The sequence below is a fragment of the Ruegeria sp. AP11 genome, from assembly GCF_056535865.1.
Genome location: NZ_JBQFJB010000001.1, coordinates 1,932,362 through 1,957,690, shown reverse-complemented (window position 1 = coordinate 1,957,690; position 25,329 = coordinate 1,932,362). Strand labels below are relative to the sequence as shown.

Sequence of the window (25,329 nt, the reverse complement as noted above, 5' to 3'; positions counted from 1 at the left end):
ATATACCTAGGACAAACATCGAATTCACAGGCAACAACGATGCCTGGATCACACGCGAAGCCCAACCTGACCATTCGGTCATCTTTTGCCTATTGTTCCGATGGATACCCCTGCGGATGTTGGGTGATGCACTGGGGCAATCTCTGTAGTACGCCGCGAACACGTTCGCGCTCCCTTTCGGAAACATTGAGAAAATTCACCGGTTGTCACCCAAAGAAATTCGCGACGATTACTCAAAACAATTCGCAATCTGTTTTCACTCGCAAACGCCCAAGAACCCAAAAGAAAAACGTTTTGCGAGACTCACAAACGGCCCCATTTCCTATGATTCATACCCGAAAGGTTAGGGCGTGAAAAGATGATTTTGTAAGGTTTTTGAGACACTTGTGGAGTGACCTCAGCCGCGATCCCGCTGGTCGGGACTTGACAAAAAATGGTACGGTCTCTTCACTTTCGTCTGCGAGGATCAAGCGGTTCACAGGACTGGCGATAGAAACCGAGCAAATTGCGAGACCTGCCGCGACGCGAGAGAGACAGAGCTCCAAAAACGCGATGTTCCGTTTGATGGAGGTGTCGAGATCGCTGAGGACATTCTCATCGCTGTTTGCTTGGAGTGCGATGCCGTGGTGGCAATTCCAGCGCAATCGTCTGGTGACATGCCGTACGCGAGAGATGCTGCACAAATCCGAAATCATCTAAGATGAGTGGAAGCGTTGTCCCGGACGCCGTCCAACTGGTCAGAGAAGTGGATGCCTAATTCGGGTCAAACCGGGCATCCCCACAAAGGCAAAGATATTGGTTTCCAACAAGAATTCTGTTTGCAGCATGCGGATGGTGTGAATACCCTTTGAGTTGTGTCGCTGCACCCCATTTTCAATTCAAAGCTTTCAGGAAGTTTCATGGACCCTTTTGCACTTGCCGCGCTCGCCTGGCATTTGAGCGCACCTCTCCTCCTCATCCTCTGGCTTCTGGCACGCAAGAAACTGAAAAAGCATCCTGTGAAATCGAGGAACGGGATGAGGCGGTAAGCGCTGTCAAAGCCAAACACTCGGCGATCATTTCCATCGAGGACGAAGTGGAACGCCTTAAAAAGCAGGCGACCGAGTTGGACAACGAGATTCAAGACACACGCACCTCGTATTCGGAAAAGCGCAAATTGTTGGATCGGTTGAAGGAACAGGTGGCGGTTTACGATGACCGCCTGACGTTTACCGAACTTGGTGTCTATGAGCCCCATTTCGATTTTGGAGACAGCGAGATCTACAAGGAGAAAATCAAGGAGATACGCGCCCGTCGTTCTTCAATAGATGAAGTGATGGGGCAGAGGTCATACAATGGTCTCTGCCTGCTTGCCGAAAGGACGAAGCCGCTATCGCGGCAATGGCGCCTTTGGCCAGCGTTGAGCGCTGATCCGGCCGTTTTGGGATTTGGCGGACCTGTCTGACGATTGAGGTTTCTCAATTTGACGACAGGAGATTCCAATGAAGGAAAAGAAGACGACCCCGCTGCGTGAGCGGATGATCGAGGACATGCGCATTCGTGGCATGTCGCCGAAGACCCAGCAGGCTCATATCCGGGCGGTCAGGTATTTTGCCGAGTTCATCGGGCGGTCCCCTGACACAGCAACGCCGGACGAGCTGCGCGCGTATCAGCTTCACATGACCGACACCGGGGTCTCGACCGGCGTGTTCAATGCCAGGATCGTGTCTTTGCGGTTCTTCTTCGGCATGACCTGCGGTCGTGAGGAGATGAAGCGATACATGCAGTTCCGGCGCAAGCCGAAGAAGTTGCCCGTTGTTTTGAGTGTCGAAGAAGTGGGCGATCTGCTGGCGGCGGTTCCAGGGCCGGGGCTCAAATATCGTGCGGCTTTAGGCATCAGCTATGGTGCTGGGCTGAGGGCATCCGAGGTCTGCAATCTCAAGGTCTCGGACATCGACAGCGACCGGATGTTGATCCATGTGGATGAAGGTAAGAATGACAAGGACCGCAAGGCCATGTTGTCGCCTGCATTGCTTGATTTGCTCCGCGACTATTGGCGGGAAGCGCGGCCTGAGGGATGGTTGTTTCCGGGCAAACCCAAGATCATGGCTTTGTCACCGCGTCAGCTGAACCGTGCGTTCACGTCGGCCAAACACATGGCCGGTATCAACAAACCCGCTACGCTGCATACCCTGCGCCACAGCTTTGCAACGCACCTGCTCGAGGCCGGAACGGATGTTCGAGTGATCCAGGTGCTTTTGGGACATTCCAAGCTCAGCACGACGGCGCGCTATACGCATGTCGCGACCAAAACCATTCGCGGCACCGTCAGTCCCTATGAGATGTTGGAGAAACTGCAGGATCACACCGTCAGGCGAGGACTGGAGTAGCGGCGCGGGTGGATGCCGCGCCCACGGCTGGAGATCGCAGATATCTTTCGGAACTATGGGCCTGCGTATCGGCAGGCCAATGCCGGGCATGTCAGCTTCGGTCAACTGAAGGTGATGTCGGCGATTGAGGCTTGCCGAACCGAAGCGCTTGGCGGGCATGTGGCGGGATGCGCCAAATGCGGCCACCACCACATCGCCTATAACTCTTGTAAGAACCGGCATTGTCCGAAGTGCCAGGGCCCCGCCGCGCGAGACTGGATGGAGGCGCGTGCTGAAGACCTGCTGCCCGTCGAATACTTCCACGTCGTCTTCACGATGCCCGCCGAGATTGCACGCATCGCCTTTTGGAACCAGAAGGCGGTCTACGGCCTGCTGTTCCGCGCATCAGCGCAAACGGTGATGACCATCGCAGCCGATCCAAAGCGACTGGGGGCGAAGGTCGGCATGACCAGCGTTCTTCACACCTGGGGATCCGCGCTGACGCACCATCCGCACATCCACATGATCGTCCCAGGTGGCGGCTTGTCACCGGACGGCACCAAATGGGTGGCCTGCAAGCCCGGGTTCTTCCTGCATGTTCGGGTGCTGGCACTGCTGTTTAGACGCCTGTTCCTGAAAGGGCTGATGGAGTTGCATCGAGCGGGGGCCCTTGTGTTCTTCGGTGACCGCGCAGGACTGGCGGATGCTGCTGCCTTCACCAATTGGATTGCCCCGTTCCGCAGGTCCGAATGGGTGGTCTACGCCAAACCGCCCTTGGGTGGCCCTGAAGCAGTTCTGGCCTATCTCAGCCGCTATACTCATCGGGTTGCAATCTCGAACCATCGACTGGTCAGTATGGATGCCGAGACCGTAGCTTTCCGCTGGAAGGATTACCGGATCAAATGTGGTGACCGCCAAAAGGTCATGCGCTTGGCTACACCCGAGTTCATCCGCCGCTTCCTGATCCACGTTCTGCCTGACGGGTTCCACCGCATCCGCCACTACGGCCTGCTGGCCAGTTCAGCGCGCAAGACGAACATCAAGAAGATCCGGACGTTGCTTGGTGTTCAACGCACCGACGAAATCACCGAGCCAGAGCAGGAGTCCGAGGTCACCCCGCTCACTTTGCGCGAGCCATGCCCCTGCTGCGGCGGTCCAATGCGCATCATCGAGATCTTCCGGCGTGGTCAGACACCGATGTCGCGTGCGCCACCACGGGAGCAGGCCGCATGATCCGATGCTTGACCACACACTTCGATATGCTCCGTTCGTCTTTGGCTGATCGGTCAAATCCACTTGCGGTCATCACTCAGAATGAATGCTGTGACTCACAGCACATGGGCTCAATCGGCAAAATGCCCGCGACCAAGGTGGCAGAAAATGACCGCAGCTGGCGCATCAAACACCGTCAGCTGCGCGTCTGTGGCAAAGTCAGCCTCATCCGTCTGCGCTCTTTCCCCATAGCATGATCCCAACCACCGCGGCTTCCTCCTTCCGAGGTTTGTCAACGCGGGCCGCCGAAAGCTCCTGACGGCAAAGTTGCACCTCGGCCCGCATCGAAAAACCTTCAGACAAGCGGAAGTTAGCCTGAGGTTCAGCAATGGCCGCTACGGGCTCAAAGCGGTCATCTTACAACTTCCGTCAGCCATCAAAGGACCTTTGATGTGTCAGAGGTCGGATGAACGGACAAAGTTGCCGCAGGCTCAATGGTTGTTAAGGACCGGTCTCAGCCCGAAGCGGACCTTCGCAACCAAGCTTTGCTAACTCCGAAATACACAACGAAACGGCCAGTTGCAGAGGTTGTATCGGCGGTGGCAACCAACCATTCATGTCGTCGACTAACCTGTTCAACGTCGCACTACAACTTCTCCGAACTGATCCCACGAGGACCTAATCTTCGAAGCGTTCGTTTAGCTCGACCACATTTACTTGCTTCGGAACTTGGTCGGTGTCATTCCGGTCTGACTTCGGAAAAAGCGAGTGAAATGGGACTTGTCAGAATAGCCTAGCATCAGACCAATCTCCGCAATTGCCATCTGGTCTTCATTGAGGTGCTCCTTGGCGACATCGATACGCAGCCGTTTGATTTCGCGCGGTAACGTTGTGCCTTGTTGATGAAGCGCTTTCAGGAACCGTTCCGGCTGTATTCCCAGCAACTCGGCCACCATCTCCGGCCCCAAATCGGGTTCATCCAGTTTGCCGCGCAACACGGAGCGCAAAGCAGCCACCACAGTTACTTCTTCATCTTGTCGCGGTGAGGCCATCGGCTTGGCAGAGCCGTCAGAGACATGGTGCAAAAACAACCATTCCACAGGAAAACTAATTTGCATTCCGGGATCGGTTCCAAGGCCAACCTCGATCCCTTTGTAGTTGACAGGCAAACCATTGATGTATCTGCTTTCCCATCGCACACGCGAAGAGTCCCAGGAATCGCCGACGACGGTCTGCAATAGGCGTACATAGATTGCAGCACCAAATCCGGTTACCTGAACGGGTGGGACAGTTGGCTCCTGTTGTCTATCGACACGATAAGTCGCTTTGTCCGCTTCAATGATAAGGCTGTGCCGCACAGAATTTGACTCCTGAGGTACGAGCCCAACAAAGCGGGTAAAAAACTCGAACAGCGTCTTTGTGGTTCGCAGGGCTTGAGCGAACGGAGGCCACTCTTGCAGGTCAAACGACTCTCCTACATTCAGTCCAAGGTATCGATCCCCTGACACTTCTGAGAAAGCATTTACCAAGCCGTAAACCAACTCGGAGTGAACGAACACGGATGGGTTAGTCAACAGTTCGGCTTTCAAGCCGACCTGATCCAATGCTGGTTGCGGATTGATCTTACGTTCGGTGAGATATTGCAGAAAGGGAGCGGCTAAAGAGAGGCGAACAAAGCCCTCGCTATGCTCTCGGGAGGCGGAGTTGAAAGGCAAGCTCATAACCCTTGTTTGGATTAGCTTTAAGAAGTGGCCATTTTTGCAGTCACATTCGTACATCCTAATTCAAAAGGGGCAACCGAGCCAATGAATTCCAGACTATAGTTGGCAAAACATGAATATGAAGGGAGTACTTATGTCCGGCTTACGAATGTCTCTTTGCTCGACGGCAATTGTCGCGGCAGTTCTTTCTTTTTCGACGACCGCGCAGGCTCAGGATCAAGAAGAACCCCAAACGCTGTTTACCAACGTGCATGTCTTCGATGGCGTCAATGAACAGCGGATCGAAAATGCAAGCGTTCTGGTCGAGGGCAATCTGATCAAGTCCGTCTCAACCGATGCCATTGATGCGCCGAGTGCGAAGGTTATCGACGGTGGCGGACGTACTCTGACACCGGGCTTTATCGAGAATCACGCGCATCTGATGCTCATGGGGCCATCGATTGCCGAGATGGAAACCAACTCGACCTGGGAGGATTTCGCCATCCACGGGACACGGATGGCCGAAATGTACCTGATGCAGGGCTTCACGACCGTTCGCGATGCCGGGGGCGCTGGCGGTGGGCTGCGGCGCGCAATAGACGCCGGCCAGATCGTCGGCCCCCGCTTTTACCCTTCCGGGGCATTTCTCGGAACACGTGGTGGTCACGCCGATTTCGCATCCTTCACATCTCCGCCGGGCGGGGTGACCAATTTTGGCACTCTGAATATGGCCCAACAGGTCAACGGTGTTGATGAAATTTACATGTATGGCCGCAACAACTTGCGCATGGGTGCCACGCAACTGAAGTTCATGCAATCGGGTGGGGTGATTTCGGCATTCGATCCATGGCAGTTGCTCGCCGGTTCGAAGGAAGAGATTGAGGCCGCTGTTCAGGTTGCCAACGAGTACGGCACCTATGTCATGGCACATTCCTACCGCAAAGAAGCGATCATCAATGCCCTGAATGCAGGGGTCAGAACCATTGAACACGGATTTCACTTTGACTGTGAGATTTCTGCTTTGATGAAAGAAAAAGGAGCGTACATCACGACGAACATCACAGCATTTGATCCAGGCCTACTTGATGTTCCGTCCGTGAAAAACAACCCCAACAGTTTGAGGAAGGCCAAATCGGCCTCGGCGACATTCGAAGCCTACATTCCCAGCATGAAAGAATGCCCGGCACCGCGTGGTTTCCAAACCGATTGCGTGGGTTCGGTCGAGGCGTGCAACATCCAGATCGCCTACGAGAAGCATCTGAACAATCATTTCTTCGGCCCCTACGCGTCGATGGTCACCCTGACTTCGGTAGGTGGCGAGATCGCGGCACTCAGCGGTGATTTCATGAACCCCTATCCGGAAGGCAAACTGGGTGTGATCGAAGAAGGCGCCTATGCCGACATCCTGCTGATCGACGGCAACCCGCTCGAGGACTTCTCGGTCGTCGGAACGGGGGATCAATGGTTTGGCGCTGACCCGAGGCCAGATAGCCCTGAAACGATACGCCTGATTATGAAGGACGGTGTGATATACAAAAACACGCTGGATTGATTGGATAACCTAGCCGGAGACTGTTCATGCGCCACTGGTTTCGCTTTGTCGTACTTGCGGGGTTGGTCTGGTGCGGTCAATCTGCCGTCGCAACGTCCGGCGCAGCGCTGGACTGGACCGACCTTCCAGACCCATCTGCACAGGTTTTTGACGACCCGTATCGCGACCTAAGCCCGAAACAATTCGATGATGTTTTGTTTGTCGTGCGCCTGCGCGGCAGGCTACATCAGGACGTTGGGAGCATTGATGAAAGGCAGAATTGGCAAGCACTTTTGGCCGAGACTGAAGATGCCTTGGCAGCAGATGGAATTGACGTTGACTGGCTGCTTGCTCAGCGAGAGGTCGTGACAGAGCGTCGAAGAAAGGCTGGTACGAACGGAAATCCGCAACTCGACGGTCAGACAGTCACCTTGGCGGGTTTTGCCATACCTGCTCCGAACGATATTGACGGAAAACCTGTGGCGTATTTGGTGCCCGTACGAGGGATGTGCAGTCATATGCCTCCACCTCCGCCCAACCAGATGATCCGTGTGCGGTTGAACGGGGACTGGGCGCCCCGCTATTTCCATGAACCCGTTCGGCTGACGGGCATGCTGACCATAGATCCGTCTGTTCAGAATATGATGGTTGTGGATGGTCTCATGCCTATGAATGCGACCTTCCAGCTAGAGACGGAACGGGTCGAAACTCTGGAAACCAAGGCGGACAGGCTGGAATGGAAGCAGCGTGCCGCTGATCGCATCCGGGCGGCGGGAAATCGCAAGACCGGCGGGGCAAGGGCGTCTGAATGATAAGACTTTTGGTTACCGCATTGAGCATTGCCTTCGCTGGCGCAGCGTCGGCTCAGGGACTATCCGGGCCATCTTCAGTCGAAGCTGATCTTGCGCCCGGAGACGGGCTCACCGATCCGCAATATCGTTCCGATTTTCCACGCAACATCGCACCGGGTTGGTTTCAGTGGAAAGACCGACTGGCTGAGGGTGGTTTTCGGTTCAACATTGACTACCTGGCATTGGGCCAAACCACGGATGCTGATCTGGGAACCGGCGAAGCAGCCAGCGGAATTGCGCGGTTCTACGGCAGTTGGCAGGCAACTGAACAGGGTTCTCTGACATTCAAGATCGAAGACCGGCACAGTTACACGGATGTTGCCCCGCAATTTCTCGGTCTGGATGGCGGAGCGCTTTCTATCACGGGGACAGCCTTCAACGATAATGGTTTGCTGCTGACCAACCTGTTCTGGACCCAAAGGGCCGAGGACGGCTCGTGGACGCTGCAAGTCGGGCAGATCGATGTAACGGACTTTGTGGATATCTACGGGTTGGTGAGCCCCTACAGTGGTTTTCAGAACCTGTCTTTCAACACCAATCCGACAATCAACGCGCCCAATCAAGGCCTTGGAATTGCTGGCGGGATAAAGCTGAGCGAGAACCTCTACGCCGTTGCCAGCGTATCAGACGCAAACGCCGACCCGTCCGATCCAAACTTTGATGTGTTTAGCGACGGCAATCTCTTCAAGTCGCTCGAACTTGGGTACACGTCCGGCTTTGATCGCATCTACTTCGACAATATCCATCTGACCCTCTGGCATGCGGATGCGGCTGACGACGGTAGCCGTCTAGAAGATTACGGTGCTGCGTTTTCTGCCGCATGGTTTGTTGACAATAAGTGGATGCCGTTCTTCCGTGCAGGGGCCTCGAAGGGGACCGCAGCGCTTTATGAACGGTCGATTTCTGCCGGTCTCGGTTACTATGGTCGCAACACCGATTTGGCCGGTCTGGGCCTAAACTGGGCCGAAGCAAGAGGCATAGATGGCAATCAGTTCACGCTTGAAGCTTTCTACCGCTTTTCAATCTCACCCGGATTGCAGATCACGCCATCGGTACAATTCATTTCCGACCCGCTTCTAAATCCCGATCAGGACCGGATTACCCTGTTCGGTCTAAGAACCCGGATCGTTTTCTAATGCGGGGTAAAGGCAGTCACTAAAGGGTGTGCCAAAGGGCAACTAAGAGAGATCAAGCGCGTGCCGGATTTTTCAACGCCGGTCGAATGAAGTTGGGAAGCAAAGGAACAATCTATGAAGATTGCATACGGAATTCTTGCAGCCTTAGCAGTTGTGTTTTTCATCCTTGGAGGCAGCGATGCCCATGCCAAAGACAACAAGGGTAAAAAGCCGAACAAGGGGGGCAAGAACGATGATGTCAGCATTCAGATAGAAGACAAACCCGGCAAAGGCCCAAAAGCTGTACCACCTGGACAGATCAAGCGCTACACGCGCGGTGCCAAGCTCCCATCTGACCTGGAGTTCGAGGATATTGGGGACCTTTCCAAATGGAAGCTTGGGGAGCCGGGCAAAGGAAACCGCTACATTCTGGTCGATGACGAAGTCCTCGAAGTTACGAATGACCTGTCTACAGTGGTCGATGCCGTCGGCATCGTCGGTGATCTTCTAAATTAGGCGAAAGTACGATGTTTCAGGGCAAGAACTACCTCGTTTGTCCTGACGCTGGCCGGGGCGATCATTTGTGAACCCCGGCCCAAGTTCAAAACCCGGATCCGAGGCGCTACGATGATAAAGGCCCTTCTTGTTCTTTTGCGCTTGCTACCTTTTCGTCAGCACGCGCCCTACTCGCTCAGGAAAACGGTGCAACTGAAGTCCCGCAAACAATACGCTTTGAGGGCTATGTACAGCCCAGTCGCGAAGCAGAACTGTCGCCTTTGGTGGACAATGTGGTCAACCGGACTTTGCAAAGTTCTCTATCTGCGCTTCACTGTCATTCGAGCGGCACGCAGCATCCTGTGATATTGTATCGTGTCAACGTCGGGTTGTCGTTGTGGGCGGGCATGGCGGATCGGAGGATCAGCCATGGAAACCCCAAATTTACCTGCCATTCGTGCTCTTCGCCCCGCTTGGAACAAAGGTCGCATCGTCGGTCAAAAACGCCCTCTGAAACCAATACATGTCTGGGCGATCCGAGTGCGCCTCGAACTTGCCGAAAACCATCGCGATCTTGCACTCTTCAAAATGGCAATCGACAGTAAGCTCCGCGGCTGCGATCTGGCGAAGATGAAGGTGGCCGATGTCATGTCATCGGGTCAGATCAAGGAACGGGCTTCGGTCCTTCAAAGCAAGACGCAGAAACCCGTGCGCTTTGAAATATCCGAAGGCACACGAGTCTCTGTTGAGAAGTGGGTGGAAGATGAGCTGATGGTCGGTTCGGAGTACCTTTGGTCCGGCCGATTTCATGAACGCCTGCACATCTCGACACGCCAGTATGCACGGATTGTACGCGATTGGGTCACGTCGATCGGCCTCGAAGCAAGCGCCTACGGAACCCATTCAATGAGGAGAACCAAGGTCACTCAGATCTACAAGAAGACTGGAAACCTTCGAGCGGTTCAGCTTCTTCTTGGCCATACTAAGATGGACAGTACAGTCCGGTATCTCGGCGTCGAACTCGAGGATGCCCTAGCAATCGCTGAAGCGATAGAGATCTAACGCTAACGGGTCGCTCGCAAGGGCGGCCCAAACCGAACTTTCGAAGTTGAGTTTGTTTCTGCTACGCGGTTTATTCCGACCTGCCATTTTCAGAGTTTCTCATTGTTGCACAAAAGAGCAGACAGTCACACCTTAGGTGTACATATTCTATCCACTCAACCGGCATTCATATTGATTGCTTCCCGAAATCAGATCCTGGCTTTTTCAAAGGCTATCCAAGCGTCTTCGAATGCTTCGAAATTAAACTCCGGATGGCGGGTTGCGTCCAAGACAATACGTTCTGTCGACAAAAGTTTTTGTATTGCAGCTTCTAATCGATCGACGACATCCTCGGGCACGACCAGCGCACCATGACGGTCGGCATGGACCAATTCGCCTGGATTAACCGTCAGGCCAAAAACTGAAACCGGCGTATCAATCTCGCGGATGTGGACGAAACCGTGGCTCGGACCGACAGAACCGGCAACAACCGGAAACCCTTCGGGTAAGTCCCCGAGATCGCGCATGACACCATTGGTTACGACACCGAAAATACCGAAACCCTTGTGGACAGAGGTATTGATTTCACCCCAATACGCTCCGATGCAATCAGGAAAATCCAAATCCTCGATCACAGCGACACAGGGGTTGGGCGCTTCGGCCATGTATTTGTAGTAAGCCATCCGTCGGGTTTTGATGACGTCGGACGGTTCAGTCGGTGGATTGACTGCCGCGATCTTGGCCGTGCGCGCATAGCCGACGATCGCGGGCTCTTCAGGAGCGGAACACAGCATGGTGCCGCGCGTAAACCTGTCGAACCCGCGCTTGCCCTGCGCCACTTCGATGGCATTGCAAACCGTAGGCGTGTCAACTTTGCGAAGCAGGGACAATAGGGATGGCGTCATGTGTCCTCCAACCAGCGGATCAATGCCGCTGTGGTTTTTTGTGGTTGTTCCAATGTCGGGAGATGCCCTGCACCCTCAATGATCTCCAGCGAGCAGTGAGGCAACAGATCATGCATAAACTGGTGGCGCTCAACAGGGCACAACTTGTCTTCTCGCCCGCACAGGACCAGAGCCTTCCCGGTACAAGCCCTCAGAGTCGCGCTTTGGTCCGGGCGGTCCATCAGCGCCTGCGATTGGCGCAAGAAGACGTCTGGGCCCAGGTCGGTGGCCATCACCATGCAAAGGTCCAGGATAGCCCCCCGAGTAGGTCCGTCGGCCAGGTAATTGGGTTTCATCTCGTCCCGCATCACCGACCTCAGTTTGCCGTCGCGAACGGCTGCCATTTGGGGCGCACGACGGGCTTTTACTTCTGGATTTTCAGCGAGCGGATTTGTGTCGAGCAATGCCAGTCGAGAGACACGTTCAGGGGCCTGACGCAGAACTTCCATTGCTACGATCCCGCCCATCGACAAACCCGCCAGTGCGAAATCGGGCGGCGCATTTAGCAGGACATCATTCGCCATAGCCTGCACGCTATCGTGCCGGGACAATGGGAACGTCATCACGGGTCTGCTGCCCGACAGAACATTGATCTGCGGGCCAAAGAGGCGCGCATCGCACATCATGCCGGGCAAGAAGATAACGGGTGTCATGTCGAGGCCAGATTTGCCCCTTCAGACAGAGCGGACAACTTGGCATAGGCAATCTGCGGATCAACCGCGCCAAAGCCCGCAAAAGTGCCAAAGCCGCAATCGCTGCCCGCTATCACTCGGTCTGCGCCGACAATCTCTGTAAAGCGCTGGATTCGCTGGGCCACAAGTTCCGGGTGCTCGACGAAATTGGTGGTGGTGTCGACTACCCCGGGCACCAGAATCTTGTCATCGGGTATTCCCGCCCTGCGGTCGCGGAAAACGGTCCATTCGTGGGCATGCCTCGGGTTCGAGGTTTCAAACAGAACATACCGTGATTTGGTCGCCATAAGGGTGCTAAACACCTTGTCCATTGCAATATCACAGCAATGCGGACCCTCGTAGTTGCCCCAACAGATATGCACACGCACGCGATCCTGTGGAACATTCTGAAGCGCGTGATTCAGGGCCTCAACGTGCATGTTGGCAATCTTGACGAACTCGTCGTCCGAGAGATCGGTGAACAGCATATGTCGCGACAAAGCCAGATCGGGACAATCCAGTTGCAAATCTAAACCCGCGTCCACGATGGTTTCATACTCCTCTTTCATGGCATCAGCCAATGCTGCCAGATAGGCCTCGCGCTTGGGATAGAAATCGTTCTGCAAAAACAAAGAGATCACACCGGGCGACGCGGCATTCATGAAGCCGCGCTCTGCCCCATGTTGGGCAATGGCGGCTTTGAGGTTGGAAATGTCTTTCTCCAACTCGCCCTGCCCTTTGGAACGCACCTCTCCGGTGCACATCGGTCGCGCGTATTGTGGCGTACCACCGTCATCGGCCAATCGTTTCAAGAAGCTGGGGAACATCTTCAGGTCTGCCGGCGCATTGCGAGGACTGTCACCCGAAAACCCGGTGTAGCGATCCTTGACATAGGTCGCGTAAGAAATCTTTGAGGTTTCGCCATCGCTGACAATGTCGATACCGGCTTCGACCTGTTTGCGCACTGTCTCAGAGACCGCATTGCTCATGCAGGCGTCAAACGCGGCGGCGTCGAAGGATTCACCGTTTTCGCGGGCGAATATGAAATCCACAACATCCTGCGTTCGGGGCAAAGACCCAACATGCGTGGTTTTGATTGTCATCAGAGCCTCCTTAAATTTTGCGCGCCATTAGGATCGTGTGGCTTTGGGTTTCAGGGTCTTCGGCCAGATACCCGGTCATTTGTAGCCCGTTTCCCTCAAGGCACACCGCGTAACTGGCCGGTGACAGCGAGGCGTGATAGACAAGCTCTAACCCCACTGTACCGCTGTCCTCTCCGGCGCGAGGTCCGACGGTCAGCAGGAGCATTCCGCCGGGTCGCAAATGACGCGCCATGCGGGCGACACAATTCTTTTGCTCACCCGCCGTCAGGTGATAAAAGCTGTTCCAGGCGATGACGCCGTCGAACTGCCGATCCAGCTCAAAGTCTCGCATATCGGCATGCCGCCAATCCCCATCGGGCCAGCGATCACGGGCAATCGCCAGCATCGCCTCGGAAAAATCGACACCCGTAACGTCAAACCCTTCGGCCATAAACCAACGTGCAATTGGATCGCCTGTGCCGCAGCCCAGATCCAGCACATGGTCACCTGGCTTGAGGCTGGCCGTGAAGCGCGCCAGCCAGCGCGCTTCGAACAGAGCCTTAGAGCGGCGCTTGTCATATTCCGTGGCCTGCCGCTGATAAACGGCATGAGTGTCGTTTGGGTCAGCGTTCATCCTGTCCAGGTCGCTCCTGCCGGGTCATCGGTTGCGGTAATTCGGTACAGGCCCGCCTGCCCGGTCATCGAAGGTTGCACGGTATAGGATTCACCGGTCAGAACCAAAGCCGTGTCGCCAGTTGACAAAGCGGTTTCATGATCGTCGATCGAAACACACCAGTGGCCGCTGGCCGGCATAAGAACCACAGGTTTTTCTGCCGCGATCGGCTCGGTCACAGCGGACCCTCGCCCAAGGAAATCAACCTCGAAACCGGGTTTATCCTTGATCATTCCGTTTTCGCCAATCACCTGCGCGGGCTTGTTGGCCGACAACGCCATCAGGTCCCAATACCGCGCGACGTATTTACCAACGACATCCTCAACCGGAACCTCGGGGTAGCCTTTCAACTGCTCTTCGGACAGCAAAGGCATTGGTCGGACGTTATGAGGTAGTTCCTGCCCCTTTTTGGAATCGTATAGCACGCCATTGTCGCCCAGCATCAGCCCGTGAGCCTGCGCATCTTCAATGACTTGAGGTGCCCATGTCACTCCACCGCCTGCATCGTCACCGCCCAAAATCGACATGATCATCCCATAATCCTGACCGACGTTTTCGAAACCGCGGAAAATACCGGTGGGGATGTTGAAGATATCGCCCTCCTCGGCAATGAACTCACCGGCGGTGCCATACCGACCCCAAAAAAACCGCCAACGTCCTTTGGCAACAAAGAAGACTTCGGCCGTTGTGTGGCTGTGCAGAGAGTTCCGGCACTTCGGGGGTTGGCCCGCAGCACCGATGTTGAATCCGACCTTGTCAGTGATGTGCACGTGTTGATCCGGGGATTCCGAGACACCACCGCCGATGATTGTAAAGTTCTCTTTCTGATCGCTGCCCGGGGTATGGGCGTCAATAAATGCGGTTTTGCAGGGCTGGAGTTCACCATAGCGAACAATGCGGGAAGAGATGGTTGATTTCGACATTTTGTAAGGTCCGATATTACGATTGCAGGAATGCTGGTTCGAGTGCCCATGCGGCACACGTCCTCACAATCCCGGCGGACGCAGGTTCAAACGCCGTGCGCGCAGGCTTTGCCGGTGCATATGGTGACGCCGAATGGTCCCGGTCTCATTCAGGCCATCCACAAGGATGCGATATGCGACCGGACGAGCCACTTAGACCTCACCACCTTGCAGCAGGATCTGCTTCCAGACCGAGGTTTCATCGAACAGAGTGTATTCACGGCGCAACTGCGGTTGGCCGCCAATCAGGGCACCGAATTCCGCGTGGCTGATGCCAAGGACATAAACCTGTGCGCCCGACGGTACACCAAACACACCCCAGCCGTCATGTTTGCCCCATAGGCTCCAACGGATCGCGGCGCGGGGTGGCATATCCGGATCGTCGCGCCCAATCTGGTGCTCAATCTTAAATTCGGCATTCGGGAAACTCGCCCGCAGGCCCATCCAGAAACGGTCGACCGAATCCCAGCCATGTCCGGTCACGCCGCCCACATATTCCGACTGGACGGCCCGGTCATACTCGGACTCGATCGCACCCATGTCTGCATTCATGATCCGGGTCAGAATGTCGGCGTAGCGTTGGCCCCACTCGTTGTCGTTTCCACGGGCCTTGTATGGTCCCGGCTGATCGATTTTGGGGGTTAGGGGTTTGACACAGGATTCCGGGCCACCCTCGCGGGTAATCAGATCGGCGGCATAATCCTTTGGATCCCATCCCATTTGGCGAACGATGGCGCCCTGATCGCGGATCAGCCATTCGTCATTGATCTGATTGTCGATGGCGTGACAATCGGCCAGAATCCGATAGCGCAACTTGGTTCCCGTTGGCTTGCCATAAACGCCCTCGGCCAGATGCGTAGCCGTTGACAGGATACGATGCGAACTCAGCATCCCTTCTTCGGGGGTGCCGGACCAGATCACATCCTCGCCGAGCAACTGCCGATCCGGAAACTCGGCCAGCGTCGCCATGGTCGCGCCAATCACATTCTGATTGCCGAGTACCAACGAACCGGGCGAGCGCACGACAATATCTTCGCTGTAATAGTCGTGCAGGGTCGCGATACCCCGGTCTTCCCAAATCTCTTTAGTGATTCCGATGATATAGTCGGGGAAGTTCCGGAATTTGGGATCAAAGCCTTTCATGTTTTCATCCTTTGCGGCGTCCAGCCTTTGGGCAGCCGTGCCGATGTGCGCACGATCAGCGGCCCATCAATCGCGACCTTGCGTGCCGTGGCGGCTGTCGGGTTTTCAATATGGTCCAAAAGGGAGTCAACGGTCTCGGCAACCATCAGGTTGGCCCGCTGACGAATGGTGGTGAGGTTATAGGCAAGCCAAGCTGCCTGTGGGACGTCATCATACCCAACGACTGATACGTCTTCGGGTACACGCAATCCCAGCTCGAACCGGATAACGTCCATGACGGCAAGAGCCATATGGTCATTGGCGACGAAAACCGCGTCGGGCCGTTTGTGCGGCTCGACATCGAACATACGACGTGCCGCCAATCGCGCGTTCTCGGTGTGAAACTCTCCGATCTCATGAGCGTACAGGTCCTGGCCCGCATCGCTCAGAGCTGCCCGGAAGCCAGCTTCGCGGTCTCGCTGGGTTGATGCACCTTGCCACCCGGCGATGTAAGCGATGCGGCTGTGACCTGCCGCGATAAGGAACTCGGCCACTTTGCGACCGCCCGCATAGTTATCAGACGTGACCGATGTGATCCCGTCTATGTCCTGACTACGGTTGAAAAGCACCACCGGTACACCGGCCTGTTGGCACCGCGTTGCGATATCAGACGACATCGCGACCGAGGCCAGAATGACACCATCAACCTGGTAATCGAGGATTTCCTCCATCACGTCGTCAATGTTTCCGGCTGTTCTGGAGGCCATGAAGATCAGGACGTGATAACCCTGCTCCTGCAACTCGTTCGACAACTTCTCGAGTGCTTCGGGGTAGAAATAGTTGTCCAGATAGGCCACCACCAAACCGATGATGCGACTTTTGCCGGACACCATCGCACGTGCCAACACATTGGGGCGATAGCCCAATTCAGTAGCTGCCTTTCGCACTTTCTCTTCTGTTTTCTTGCTGACCGAAGCCCCGGGCGTGAAGACGCGGCTAACCGCAGACTGGCTGACTCCTGCAAGCTGGGCGACCTGGAGTGATGTTACTTTCTCGGCCATCAGTCTGCCGTCCAACCTCCGTCAATCAACATCGAAGTGCCCGTGACCAGCGCAGAGGCGTCCGAGGCGAGGTAACGGACCGCGCCCATAATGTCCTCGACCTCTCCCACCCGGTCCAGCTTGATCTTTTCCAAGATCCATGCGGCGCGTTCGGGATTGTCAAAGGTGGATTGGGTCAGAGGCGTTCTTATGAACGTCGGGCAGACCGTATTGATCCGGATGCCCCGTTTGCCCCATTCGATGGCCATTGATTTGACCATGCCCTCCAACCCGTGTTTCGTCGCACAATAGAGTGCTCGGTCGACACCTCCAACATGTCCCATCTGACTTGAGATGTGGATGATCGAACCGGGCTTACCGGCCTCGATCAAAGCGCGGGCGGCATAGCTTGAGAGGAAATAGGCCGAGCGCAGATTGACGTTGGTGACAACATCGAAATCCTCTGGCGTTGTCTCAATTGCGGCGCTGTGCCGTGCGACCCCGGCCGAATTCACCACGACGTCAAAGCTGCGCGTTAAGAATAGCTGTTCTAACGCACTCAGATCGCCCTGATCCAACACAAGGGCCTCGGCTGACCAGCCATGTCCCTGCAGTGCAGCGACAGTGTCGTTCAACCGGTCCGCACCTCGGGCCGCGCAGACGACATGCGAGCCTGCCTCGGCCAAAGCCACCGCGCAACCCTGCCCGATGCCTGAGGAGGCTCCGGTAACGAGGGCAGATTTTCCGTTCAGGGAAAACGAAGGGGTGCGTGGCAATTCTGTCATCAACTCATTCCATCCGGTATTTCAATGCGACCCATGTTTCGGGCCTTATTGAATTCCCGCAGACGGGCAAAGACGTCAACGCCAAGCTGCCGGTAGGCGTCCAGCAAATCGACCAGAACCCAGTTTTCCCGGATGCGCCCGTTTTCCAGCCGCCAGAAATCGAGGCTGCGCATGGTGATTTTCTTGCCTGAAGGGGCGATCCCCAGCCAACCGTCGTGGGTCACAGTTTGGATCATGTTGGGCCAGCCAGTCACGGCTGCGTATTCGCCATCACCGAAGAAGTGATAGGTGATGTCGTCCACATATTGACCGCGATCCGGCATCCCGTTCAGGAACGGAATCTGATGCCAGTTGCGGAAACCCGCATACCCGCGCCCGGTGCCGATACCAGACGGCCCGTACCAGTTCATGCGTGGGTGCCAGAACCGTTCCATCTCCATCACTTCGGGGCCACCTTGTGACGGATGTTTTTTCAGATGCTCCAGCATGTCGATAATATGCTGGCAGGTCGCCTTACCCTTCGCTGCATCATAGGGACCAGGCACGAACCCGTCCTGTGTTGCCGGGCCAGGCACATGCCATTCGTGGCCAAGGCTGGGCACCATTGGCCAGGCATCCGCCTGCATCATCACCTCGGGGATGTCCCAAAGCGCCTGAACCTCAACAACTTTGCCGTCCACAAAGCGGAAGAACTCGTGAAAGCGCATTGTCACCTGATGGCCCGTCGGCAGTATATCCAGCCACGGCCCGGTAAAGGTGCCGGTATAATAACCACCGCAGCCGACCCAATCCGCGCCATCCTCGTCAGGCCCCGCCATGACGATATAGTCGCGGCGTTCCAGATCGGGCCATGCATCCAACAGGTCCTTATAGGCGCAATCATAAAATACATCACTACCGATGCTATCTCCAAAAGGATGGCACAGATGAAATACAGCGTCTGACACCGTCATCTCAGCCAGCGCCTTGCGTACACCAGCCTCGGAAAAGTCGTACATCGCGGCCCTGAGCAGAGCGATCAGAGCCTTGTGCTGTGTGTGCCTGTCACTCATTCAGCGGCATCCCGGTATGGGGCGGGCTCGCCGTAGGGCACGTTGATGCCACCATAACGGCGCACCCGCACATTGCATTGTTCGGCGTGACCCACAAAACCCTCCAACATGCACAGGCGGGACCCATATTCGCCGATCAGCGTCGCCGCTTCATCAGTCAGAACCTTTTGATAACTGTGCGTTTTCAGGTACTTCCCAACCCAAAGACCTCCGGTATAGCGCCCGGCTTTCTTCGTCGGCAAAGTGTGGTTCGTCCCGATCACCTTATCGCCGTTCGAGACGTTGGTACGCGGGCCAAGAAACAGCGCACCATAGCAGGTCATGTTATCAAGGAACCAGTCATCCCGGTCCGTCATCACCTGAACATGTTCGGACGCGATGTCATCGGCGACCTGCAGCATCTCGTCATAGGTGTCGCAGACGATCACCTCGCCATATTCGTCCCACGACACTTTCGCGGTGCCAGCCGTGGGCAGGATACCCAGCAGACGGTCGACCTCGGCCATCGTATCCTCGGCCAGTTTGCGCGAGTTGGTCAGCAGCACGCAGGGGCTGTTGTAACCGTGCTCGGCCTGACCCAGCAGGTCGGTCGCGCACAGCTCGGCATCGGCGGCGGTTTCATCAGCGATAACCATGGTCTCAGTCGGGCCTGCGAATAGGTCGATGCCAACACGGCCAAACAACTGGCGTTTGGCTTCGGCTACAAAGGCGTTGCCCGGTCCGACCAGCATATGCACAGGGTCAATCGTTTCCGTGCCCAGCGCCATCGCACCAATGGCCTGAATGCCGCCCATGACGTAAATCTCATGCGCACCGCCCAGATGCATCGCGGCAATCACCGCCGCATTGGTCTTGCCATTGAACGGAGGCGTACAGGCGATGATGCGGGGCACGCCCGCCACCGAGGCTGTCGCCACCGACATATGCGCCGATGCAACCATCGGGAATTTGCCGCCGGGTACATAGCAACCCACCGACTGCACGGGGATGTTCTTGTGACCCAGAATAACACCCGGCAGGGTTTCAACCTCGATATCCAGCATTGAATCACGCTGCGCCTGTGCAAAGTTACGCACCTGTTCCTGCGCGAATTTTATGTCCGCCAATTCGCGATCGGTCAGTTGGCCGATGAGGTCGTCAATGTCCTGCTGCGACAGGCGGAAAGAAGGCGGCGAATAGTTGTCGAACTTCTCGCTCAGCTCCCGCACGGCCGCATCACCACGGGTTTCGATGTTTTTTAGGGTTTCTTCGACCACAGCGCGGGTTTTGGCGTCGTCTTCGGCCCGGTCAGCATCGGATTTACCGCGTTTGAGATACTCGATTGTCATGTTTCCAATCCTCAGTTTTCGGGCCGGGGCGCTACTTTTTCACCCCGGTCAAATGCTTCCCAGCCTTCGCCGTTGAACAGGTCCACGCCCAGCTGCGCCGCGACATGCGCGAAGTCGACATTCACCCAGTTGTCGACAATTTTGCCATCGACCACTTTCCAGAAATCCATGTACCGGATCTCGACCCGTTTGCCGGTGGGCGCGATGCCCAGAAACTCACCCGAATGGGTTGCCTCTTGACGACCGAACGCTGCGGCCCATTCGCCCATGTACAGGCGGGCTTCATCAATGCAGGTCTTGTCCGAGAACGCAGCCTGAAACGGGCGCTGCCAATTGTCCTGAAACTCTTTCAGGCCAGTCTTGGTGCCACAGCCCTGATTGCCCATCCAGCGAAAACCTTGGGCAAAGAACTCACCTATGTCGTCAATGCGATGGTCATTCAGACCATCCACCATGGTTTCAATCACACGGCGCGTGTCTTCAGTTTTGCTGAGATCCGTGTCGCGGGTCAGTACTGCTTGTTCGGGGCGAGAACCTTTCATGTCTCATGTCCTTTCAGGTTGCTTAGGGAAGAGTTTGAGGGCAGGTACCCCAAGGCTCAGAAAATCCCTTGGCATCCTGTTCAACGCCGGGTGGCGCGACATGGCGTTATGTCGGGCGTGGTTACTCATTAGCCTTTGACCGCCCCGGCAGTAAGGCCGCTGACGATCTGACGCTGGAAGATCAGAACAAGGAAGATCAGCGGCGCAGTGATCGACACGGCGGCGGCCACGGCAACAACCTGGTCGGTTGTGGTGGTCTCGCGGTTGAACATCCCAACGATGGCGGGCACCATGGTCTGGTTTTGGGCGTCCAACAGCAATGCTGTGACAAGAAAGTCGTTATAGGCCAGCAAAAAGCTGAACAGACCTGTGGTGATCACCCCTGGCCACATCACCGGCATGATCACGCGACGGAAGGCTTGGAAATGACTGCAGCCATCCACCCGTGCGGCTTCGTCCAGTTCAGCGGGGATGTTCTGGAAGAACGAGCGCAGCATCCAGATGGTGAATGGCTGATTAATCGCAACCAAAACCGCAATAACCGCAAGGGGCTTGCCGTAAAGCGTCGGTGCGTTTTCCCCAAGAATGGGGCTGAGCCATTCGGCCGAGTTGATGAAAACCGGCAAATAACCTGCAACCAGCACCGAATGTGGCAATGCACGGAACACCAACGCGACAATCAGAATCCAGAAAGCCAAAGTCGACCCCGACCGCGCCAGACCGTACCCTGCCAACGTGCCCACGGTTAGTGATACCGTCACCACGCCAGTCGTCACGATCAGAGAATTCTTAAAGTTGTTCGTAAAGCCCCGGTCGATCCAGACAGTCTTGTAATGCTCTGTTGTCAGGCCAAGTACGTCACGTCCAAGAGGGCCGAAGAGCGGATTCATCACGTTCAGGATCGCAGGCAGGATCACAAAGAAGGCCAACAGGAATCCCACCAGCAAAGCCAATACCCCGATCAGCCAACCAAACCACTCTTGCCCGGGTTTGGTGTAAGAATTCACCATTGAAGGTAGTGTCCTGGTAGCCGCGAGGATCGCACCCCAGATCACAGCAATTCCCAGAATGATATCCAGCAGCGAAAGGCCTTTGCCGCCCCCCAGCGTCGCAGGACCAAAGATCACGTTCAACGCATTGCTGTCGAAGGCATCGACCGGTGACTTGAAGCTCATCACAACGATCCAGAAGATGGGGAAGGCTGCGATCAGGCACCAGATTGCCAGAAAGACGTTCGAGGTCAGCCGCAGGCTAAGGGGCTGGCGAAGCGCGCGCGAGGACATATTAGTGACCTCCTTTGTGATCGCGCCACGTGCGGCGCAGAGGCAGGATAAGAAGGATGACAACACCGATCATGGTCAGCATCGAGTTGGCCGAGGCCCGGCTGATCGACCGGTTGCCCGCCTGATCCGGGGTCAGATAGTCGAATGTCAGCCATTGCAATGAGATGACGTAGCCCTGACTTGAGAAACCAACGATCTCTTCGAAGACGCGGTAGCTGTCCATCAAGTGGATCATCGCCACAAAGATGATCAAGGGCATCAGATGCGGAATGACGATGTACTTCAGCCGCTGCCAGCGGGTTGCCCCGTCTATTACAGCACTTTCCAGACTGTCCTGATTGACCGTTTGCAGACCGGCATAGAAGATGATCGCCGCGAAGGGGGCCACGTGCCAGACACGGTACAGCATCATCAGAACCTCGATGGTCCACGCCTGCGCGAATAGGGCGATATCGCGGTTCAGCCACCATTCCATCATTGCGGTCAGGATGCCGTCGCCGCGGAACAGCCAATTGATCGACAGCACACCAATCACCGGAGTGATGATGAACGGCAGCAACGAGATAAAGATCACCGGCCCCCGGATCGACCGTGCCGCATTGTTGATCAGAACCGCAATTCCAAGCCCGCAGCCTACCACCAATGGCAAGGTGATCAGCGTGAAGGTCAGGGTGAATCGAAGGGCCTTCCAAAAGTTGATCGTCGAAAGCACATGCCAACTGCCATCGCTTATGGCGCGCCATGCCCGTTCGGGCTCCAGAACGTTACGGTAGCTTTGCAGCCCGACATATTGGGTTTGCGTAATAATCTCACCATGCTCATCCAGCATTGGCTGCGACACTTGCTCGGTCACACAGGTCTGGGTCAGGAATCCCGGAGTGCAGGTTTCCTTTTCAACCGTCTCATAGATCGGCTGGGTAACGTAGAAGCTTTGTTTGAACACGCTGATAAGCGGAAACGCGATGAAGAGAAGCATCATAAAGACAGAGGGGCCAACAAAGGCGGCAAATGTCCGGAAATTCATGGCTCTGCCTTTCTCATGGTTCTCAAGGAAAATGGCGGGAGGGCCGCAGCCCTCCCGCAGGAAGAATCAGTTGCTGATCAGACCAGCTTCTTTCGCTGCGGTGATGTAATCTGCCTCGATATCGGCCAGCGTGGTCTGCGCATCCTTGGCGCCAGTCAGGTAATCGGCCAGACCGTTACCCAGAGCGGTATGCATGATGCCCATCGGGCCAGATGCCGGGTAGGCCTTTGCACCCCCTTCAGCGGAAGCTGCAGCACCCGCTGCCAAAGCACCTGCTGAATAGGCCGGGCTCAACCAAACGGCGACATCATTGTTGGCGCTGACCATGTCGCTGTCCATGCCCTCGAGTGCTACGCGGAAGGCCGCATCCGCCTCTTCGTCGCTCATGTTCGAGGCCAAAACGATACCGTCCCACCAGACGGTGGTTGCGGGAACAGCCGAACCCATCGGTGCTGCGGCCATGGTAACCTTGCCAACGACCTGGCTTTCGGCCTCATCGTTCATCGCGGCTGCACGGCTGGCCCACAGGTTCGCCATGGCGATCTTGCCCTGCTGGAACTGCTGCTGAACATAGGTCGAGTCTGAGACCAGATATTCTGGATCCATGTACTCGGTCATGGCTTTAAGGGTCTCAAGCGCTGCAACGCCCTGCTCATTGTTGATTGCGGGCATGTTGCCATCGCCAAAGAACGCCCCGCCCTCGCCGAGATACATGTTGACGAATTCCTGTCCGAGGTTCCAACCGGTCTTGAAAGTCCCACCGATCGGATAATCCATCACTCCGGCTTCTTTGATCTTGGCAGCGGCAGCCAGAACGTCACCATATGTTTTGGGCTCTTCGATGCCCAGCTCCGCCAGAACATCGTCGCGATACATCAGGTGCTGAGCATTTACCATCATCGCAATGGCCATGGTTTTGCCGTCCACCTTGATCAACTGGTTGGGCAGCAAATCCTGGCCGTACTTCTCGACCAGATCGTCCAGTGGGCGGATCGTGCCGGCGTTTAGCAATGGTACCAGTGTCGCATTGGACACCCCACCGATTTGATACAGCGCGGGATCGGCAGCAAAAGCTTCCGGTTGTTTCTCGCGGAATTCCTGGTCAAGCGAGGCGCTGAAATTGCCGCATTCAGCCATCGCATCGGTGACCGCTTTCCAGGCTTCAAACCCGGCGGACAACGATTTCAGCGGTACTTCGTTTTCAAAGGCACAATCAGCCCACGCGCCAGCTGCGGCGATGGACATGGCACCTGCCATGAGGATCGTCTTGAGTTTCATGCGTTTCTCCCTGTCAGGATCGGTCCGTCGTCGACGTCCGGACCGGTGTTAAGCCCGTTTGGGCTGTTCGTGGGGTTGTTGCTCCCCGATCCGCGCACCGCTTTCAGCTTCAAAGAGGTGACAGATTTCTGTTGGCACCGAGAACGAGACCGGCTCGCCAATCTCGGCGCGAAAGGCTTTGTCTGCTTTGACTGACACCAGAGCGCCACCGACCCGGATTGAGATCATGGTGGCGTCGCCCAGCAATTCCAGCGTGTAGATCGGTGCGGTGATCTGGCCCCGCCCTGTTGCAAGGCTGGCATCCTCTGCTCGGAAGCCCAGCGTCATAGGCCCGTCCGGTGCATCGACCGGAATCTCGACATGTTCGGCGCGGAACACGCCACCCGAAACCTCGCCATCCATCAAATTCATCGCAGGTGAACCGATGAAACTGGCCACGAAAGTATTCGCTGGACGGTCATAGATTTCGGTCGGGCTGCCGACCTGCTGCACCACACCCTGCTTCATCACCACGACACGGTCGGCCAGCGTCATGGCTTCGATCTGGTCATGGGTCACGTAGATGGTGGTCACCGCCAGCTCGTGGCTGAGGTTCTTAATCTGCGCCCGCGTCGAAACCCGAAGCTTGGCATCTAGGTTCGATAGCGGCTCATCCATCAGGAACACGTTCGGCTCGCGCACGATGGCACGGGCGAGTGCCACACGTTGCCTCTGACCACCCGACAATTCGGCAGGCTTCCGATGCAGGAAATCGTCCAGTTCGACCATTGCGCTGGCACGGCGCACCTTGTCGTCATGCGTCGAAGAGTCGATGCCGCGCACTTTTAGCGGGAAACGGATGTTCTCATAGACGTTCATGTTGGGATAAAGCGCGTAGCTCTGGAACACCATCGCCACGTCGCGGTCTTTGGGTTCAAGGTCGTTGACCACCTTGCCGTCGACCAGGATTTCACCCTCGGTCACGTCCTCGAGACCGGCAATCATGCGCATCGTGGTGGTCTTGCCGCAGCCTGAGGGGCCGAGCAGCACCAGAAACTCGCGATCCGCGATCGTCAGATCGAAATTGTGAACCCCAACGAATGAGCCCCATCGTTTGCCGACGTTCCGCAATTGAATTTCCGCCATGGTGCCCCCTGCAAGGAATCATTTTGCATACGTTTGCAAAACTGTAATTCGCATATATCAAATCAGGCAAGACTTTTTTGCATACGTATGCAAAAATGCAGTTGATATCCGACTCACTCTGGCCT

24 protein-coding genes are annotated in these 25,329 nt (G+C 56.0%); 8 read left to right on the top strand and 16 right to left on the bottom strand.

Going from position 1 to position 25,329, the window contains the following annotated elements:
- Window positions 1-847: 847 nt before the first annotated feature.
- The 3 genes from ACR3E4_RS09935 to ACR3E4_RS09925 are packed head-to-tail and all read left to right on the top strand — an operon-like array spanning window position 848 to window position 3,581.
- Window positions 848-1,444, top strand: a complete 597-nt coding sequence (locus tag ACR3E4_RS09935; protein ID WP_480535775.1) for a hypothetical protein — start codon at window positions 848-850, stop codon at window positions 1,442-1,444.
- 37 nt (window positions 1,445-1,481) lie between these two features.
- The gene (locus tag ACR3E4_RS09930) at window positions 1,482-2,369 is read left to right on the top strand and encodes a tyrosine-type recombinase/integrase (protein WP_480536669.1); all 888 of its coding nucleotides are present in this window, start codon (window positions 1,482-1,484) and stop codon (window positions 2,367-2,369) included.
- A 12-nt stretch (window positions 2,370-2,381) separates the two neighbouring features.
- Window positions 2,382-3,581, top strand: a complete 1,200-nt coding sequence (locus tag ACR3E4_RS09925) for an IS91 family transposase (protein WP_480536667.1) — start codon at window positions 2,382-2,384, stop codon at window positions 3,579-3,581.
- A gap of 692 nt (window positions 3,582-4,273) precedes the next feature.
- Here ACR3E4_RS09925 and ACR3E4_RS09920 read toward each other — a convergent pair.
- On the bottom strand, window positions 4,274-5,281 hold the full coding sequence (locus ACR3E4_RS09920) for an AraC family transcriptional regulator (RefSeq protein ID WP_480536402.1): 1,008 nt from the start codon (window positions 5,279-5,281) through the stop codon (window positions 4,274-4,276).
- Window positions 5,282-5,414: 133 nt separating this feature from the next.
- Between ACR3E4_RS09920 and ACR3E4_RS09915 the strand changes: the two genes are divergently transcribed.
- From ACR3E4_RS09915 to ACR3E4_RS09895, 5 genes are all read left to right on the top strand, one after another.
- On the top strand, window positions 5,415-6,812 hold the full coding sequence (locus tag ACR3E4_RS09915) for an amidohydrolase family protein (RefSeq protein ID WP_170367314.1): 1,398 nt from the start codon (window positions 5,415-5,417) through the stop codon (window positions 6,810-6,812).
- A gap of 26 nt (window positions 6,813-6,838) precedes the next feature.
- Window positions 6,839-7,603 (top strand): DUF3299 domain-containing protein, encoded by a 765-nt coding sequence (locus ACR3E4_RS09910; RefSeq protein ID WP_480536403.1) that lies wholly within the window; start codon window positions 6,839-6,841, stop codon window positions 7,601-7,603.
- Window positions 7,600-8,778 carry a carbohydrate porin gene (locus ACR3E4_RS09905; RefSeq protein WP_480536404.1) on the top strand — a complete coding sequence of 393 codons (1,179 nt, stop codon included), beginning with the start codon at window positions 7,600-7,602 and terminating at the stop codon, window positions 8,776-8,778. Before ACR3E4_RS09910 ends, ACR3E4_RS09905 begins: the two co-directional genes overlap by 4 nt.
- 114 nt (window positions 8,779-8,892) lie before the next feature.
- Complete coding sequence (locus ACR3E4_RS09900) at window positions 8,893-9,273, top strand: hypothetical protein (protein WP_480536406.1); 381 nt, start codon at window positions 8,893-8,895, stop codon at window positions 9,271-9,273.
- A 408-nt stretch (window positions 9,274-9,681) separates the two neighbouring features.
- Complete coding sequence (locus tag ACR3E4_RS09895) at window positions 9,682-10,314, top strand: tyrosine-type recombinase/integrase (RefSeq protein WP_480536407.1); 633 nt, start codon at window positions 9,682-9,684, stop codon at window positions 10,312-10,314.
- Window positions 10,315-10,502: 188 nt separating this feature from the next.
- Here ACR3E4_RS09895 and ACR3E4_RS09890 read toward each other — a convergent pair whose 3' ends face one another.
- From ACR3E4_RS09890 to ACR3E4_RS09820, 15 genes are all read right to left on the bottom strand, one after another.
- The gene (locus ACR3E4_RS09890; RefSeq protein WP_480536409.1) at window positions 10,503-11,198 is read right to left on the bottom strand and encodes an RraA family protein; all 696 of its coding nucleotides are present in this window, start codon (window positions 11,196-11,198) and stop codon (window positions 10,503-10,505) included.
- The gene (locus ACR3E4_RS09885) at window positions 11,195-11,890 is read right to left on the bottom strand and encodes an alpha/beta fold hydrolase (protein ID WP_480536410.1); all 696 of its coding nucleotides are present in this window, start codon (window positions 11,888-11,890) and stop codon (window positions 11,195-11,197) included. The genes ACR3E4_RS09890 and ACR3E4_RS09885 overlap by 4 nt, the downstream gene beginning before the upstream one ends.
- Window positions 11,887-13,011, bottom strand: a complete 1,125-nt coding sequence (locus ACR3E4_RS09880; RefSeq protein ID WP_480536411.1) for a cobalamin-independent methionine synthase II family protein — start codon at window positions 13,009-13,011, stop codon at window positions 11,887-11,889. Before ACR3E4_RS09880 ends, ACR3E4_RS09885 begins: the two co-directional genes overlap by 4 nt.
- A gap of 10 nt (window positions 13,012-13,021) precedes the next feature.
- Window positions 13,022-13,624: a class I SAM-dependent methyltransferase gene (locus tag ACR3E4_RS09875; RefSeq protein WP_480536412.1), complete on the bottom strand. Its 603-nt coding sequence runs from the start codon at window positions 13,622-13,624 to the stop codon at window positions 13,022-13,024.
- Window positions 13,621-14,586 (bottom strand): cupin domain-containing protein, encoded by a 966-nt coding sequence (locus ACR3E4_RS09870; protein ID WP_480536414.1) that lies wholly within the window; start codon window positions 14,584-14,586, stop codon window positions 13,621-13,623. Before ACR3E4_RS09870 ends, ACR3E4_RS09875 begins: the two co-directional genes overlap by 4 nt.
- Window positions 14,587-14,778: 192 nt before the next feature.
- Window positions 14,779-15,768, bottom strand: coding sequence for a nuclear transport factor 2 family protein (locus tag ACR3E4_RS09865; RefSeq protein ID WP_480536415.1), 990 nt, complete (start codon window positions 15,766-15,768; stop codon window positions 14,779-14,781).
- Window positions 15,765-16,808, bottom strand: a complete 1,044-nt coding sequence (locus ACR3E4_RS09860; protein ID WP_480536417.1) for a LacI family DNA-binding transcriptional regulator — start codon at window positions 16,806-16,808, stop codon at window positions 15,765-15,767. The genes ACR3E4_RS09865 and ACR3E4_RS09860 overlap by 4 nt, the downstream gene beginning before the upstream one ends.
- Window positions 16,808-17,572, bottom strand: coding sequence for an SDR family NAD(P)-dependent oxidoreductase (locus ACR3E4_RS09855; protein WP_480536419.1), 765 nt, complete (start codon window positions 17,570-17,572; stop codon window positions 16,808-16,810). The genes ACR3E4_RS09860 and ACR3E4_RS09855 overlap by 1 nt, the downstream gene beginning before the upstream one ends.
- Complete coding sequence (locus ACR3E4_RS09850; RefSeq protein WP_480536420.1) at window positions 17,572-18,624, bottom strand: ester cyclase; 1,053 nt, start codon at window positions 18,622-18,624, stop codon at window positions 17,572-17,574. The genes ACR3E4_RS09855 and ACR3E4_RS09850 overlap by 1 nt, the downstream gene beginning before the upstream one ends.
- Complete coding sequence (gene hisD, locus ACR3E4_RS09845) at window positions 18,621-19,952, bottom strand: histidinol dehydrogenase (protein WP_480536421.1); 1,332 nt, start codon at window positions 19,950-19,952, stop codon at window positions 18,621-18,623. The genes ACR3E4_RS09850 and hisD overlap by 4 nt, the downstream gene beginning before the upstream one ends.
- Window positions 19,953-19,963: 11 nt before the next feature.
- Window positions 19,964-20,494, bottom strand: a complete 531-nt coding sequence (locus ACR3E4_RS09840) for an ester cyclase (RefSeq protein ID WP_480536423.1) — start codon at window positions 20,492-20,494, stop codon at window positions 19,964-19,966.
- Between the two features lie 128 nt (window positions 20,495-20,622).
- Window positions 20,623-21,777: a carbohydrate ABC transporter permease gene (locus tag ACR3E4_RS09835; RefSeq protein ID WP_480536424.1), complete on the bottom strand. Its 1,155-nt coding sequence runs from the start codon at window positions 21,775-21,777 to the stop codon at window positions 20,623-20,625.
- Between the two features lies 1 nt (window position 21,778).
- Entirely contained in the window at window positions 21,779-22,801 is a 1,023-nt protein-coding gene (locus ACR3E4_RS09830) for a carbohydrate ABC transporter permease (protein ID WP_480536425.1), read from the bottom strand.
- Window positions 22,802-22,867: 66 nt separating this feature from the next.
- On the bottom strand, window positions 22,868-24,079 hold the full coding sequence (locus tag ACR3E4_RS09825; RefSeq protein ID WP_480536426.1) for an ABC transporter substrate-binding protein: 1,212 nt from the start codon (window positions 24,077-24,079) through the stop codon (window positions 22,868-22,870).
- Between the two features lie 48 nt (window positions 24,080-24,127).
- Window positions 24,128-25,204 (bottom strand): ABC transporter ATP-binding protein, encoded by a 1,077-nt coding sequence (locus ACR3E4_RS09820; protein ID WP_480536428.1) that lies wholly within the window; start codon window positions 25,202-25,204, stop codon window positions 24,128-24,130.
- Window positions 25,205-25,329 lie beyond the last annotated feature (125 nt).

Bases quoted from the DNA above. Each gene is read 5' to 3' on its own strand.
- ACR3E4_RS09930 (WP_480536669.1), top strand. From the start codon at position 1,482: ATGAAGGAAAAGAAGACGACCCCGCTGCGTGAGCGGATGATCGAGGAC.
- ACR3E4_RS09925 (WP_480536667.1), top strand. From the start codon at position 2,382: ATGCCGCGCCCACGGCTGGAGATCGCAGATATCTTTCGGAACTATGGG.
- ACR3E4_RS09920 (WP_480536402.1), bottom strand. From the start codon at position 5,281: ATGAGCTTGCCTTTCAACTCCGCCTCCCGAGAGCATAGCGAGGGCTTT.
- ACR3E4_RS09915 (WP_170367314.1), top strand. From the start codon at position 5,415: ATGTCCGGCTTACGAATGTCTCTTTGCTCGACGGCAATTGTCGCGGCA.
- ACR3E4_RS09910 (WP_480536403.1), top strand. From the start codon at position 6,839: ATGCGCCACTGGTTTCGCTTTGTCGTACTTGCGGGGTTGGTCTGGTGC.
- ACR3E4_RS09905 (WP_480536404.1), top strand. From the start codon at position 7,600: ATGATAAGACTTTTGGTTACCGCATTGAGCATTGCCTTCGCTGGCGCA.
- ACR3E4_RS09900 (WP_480536406.1), top strand. From the start codon at position 8,893: ATGAAGATTGCATACGGAATTCTTGCAGCCTTAGCAGTTGTGTTTTTC.
- ACR3E4_RS09895 (WP_480536407.1), top strand. From the start codon at position 9,682: ATGGAAACCCCAAATTTACCTGCCATTCGTGCTCTTCGCCCCGCTTGG.
- ACR3E4_RS09890 (WP_480536409.1), bottom strand. From the start codon at position 11,198: ATGACGCCATCCCTATTGTCCCTGCTTCGCAAAGTTGACACGCCTACG.
- ACR3E4_RS09885 (WP_480536410.1), bottom strand. From the start codon at position 11,890: ATGACACCCGTTATCTTCTTGCCCGGCATGATGTGCGATGCGCGCCTC.
- ACR3E4_RS09880 (WP_480536411.1), bottom strand. From the start codon at position 13,011: ATGACAATCAAAACCACGCATGTTGGGTCTTTGCCCCGAACGCAGGAT.
- ACR3E4_RS09875 (WP_480536412.1), bottom strand. From the start codon at position 13,624: ATGAACGCTGACCCAAACGACACTCATGCCGTTTATCAGCGGCAGGCC.
- ACR3E4_RS09870 (WP_480536414.1), bottom strand. From the start codon at position 14,586: ATGTCGAAATCAACCATCTCTTCCCGCATTGTTCGCTATGGTGAACTC.
- ACR3E4_RS09865 (WP_480536415.1), bottom strand. From the start codon at position 15,768: ATGAAAGGCTTTGATCCCAAATTCCGGAACTTCCCCGACTATATCATC.
- ACR3E4_RS09860 (WP_480536417.1), bottom strand. From the start codon at position 16,808: ATGGCCGAGAAAGTAACATCACTCCAGGTCGCCCAGCTTGCAGGAGTC.
- ACR3E4_RS09855 (WP_480536419.1), bottom strand. From the start codon at position 17,572: ATGACAGAATTGCCACGCACCCCTTCGTTTTCCCTGAACGGAAAATCT.
- ACR3E4_RS09850 (WP_480536420.1), bottom strand. From the start codon at position 18,624: ATGAGTGACAGGCACACACAGCACAAGGCTCTGATCGCTCTGCTCAGG.
- hisD (WP_480536421.1), bottom strand. From the start codon at position 19,952: ATGACAATCGAGTATCTCAAACGCGGTAAATCCGATGCTGACCGGGCC.
- ACR3E4_RS09840 (WP_480536423.1), bottom strand. From the start codon at position 20,494: ATGAAAGGTTCTCGCCCCGAACAAGCAGTACTGACCCGCGACACGGAT.
- ACR3E4_RS09835 (WP_480536424.1), bottom strand. From the start codon at position 21,777: ATGTCCTCGCGCGCGCTTCGCCAGCCCCTTAGCCTGCGGCTGACCTCG.
- ACR3E4_RS09830 (WP_480536425.1), bottom strand. From the start codon at position 22,801: ATGAATTTCCGGACATTTGCCGCCTTTGTTGGCCCCTCTGTCTTTATG.
- ACR3E4_RS09825 (WP_480536426.1), bottom strand. From the start codon at position 24,079: ATGAAACTCAAGACGATCCTCATGGCAGGTGCCATGTCCATCGCCGCA.
- ACR3E4_RS09820 (WP_480536428.1), bottom strand. From the start codon at position 25,204: ATGGCGGAAATTCAATTGCGGAACGTCGGCAAACGATGGGGCTCATTC.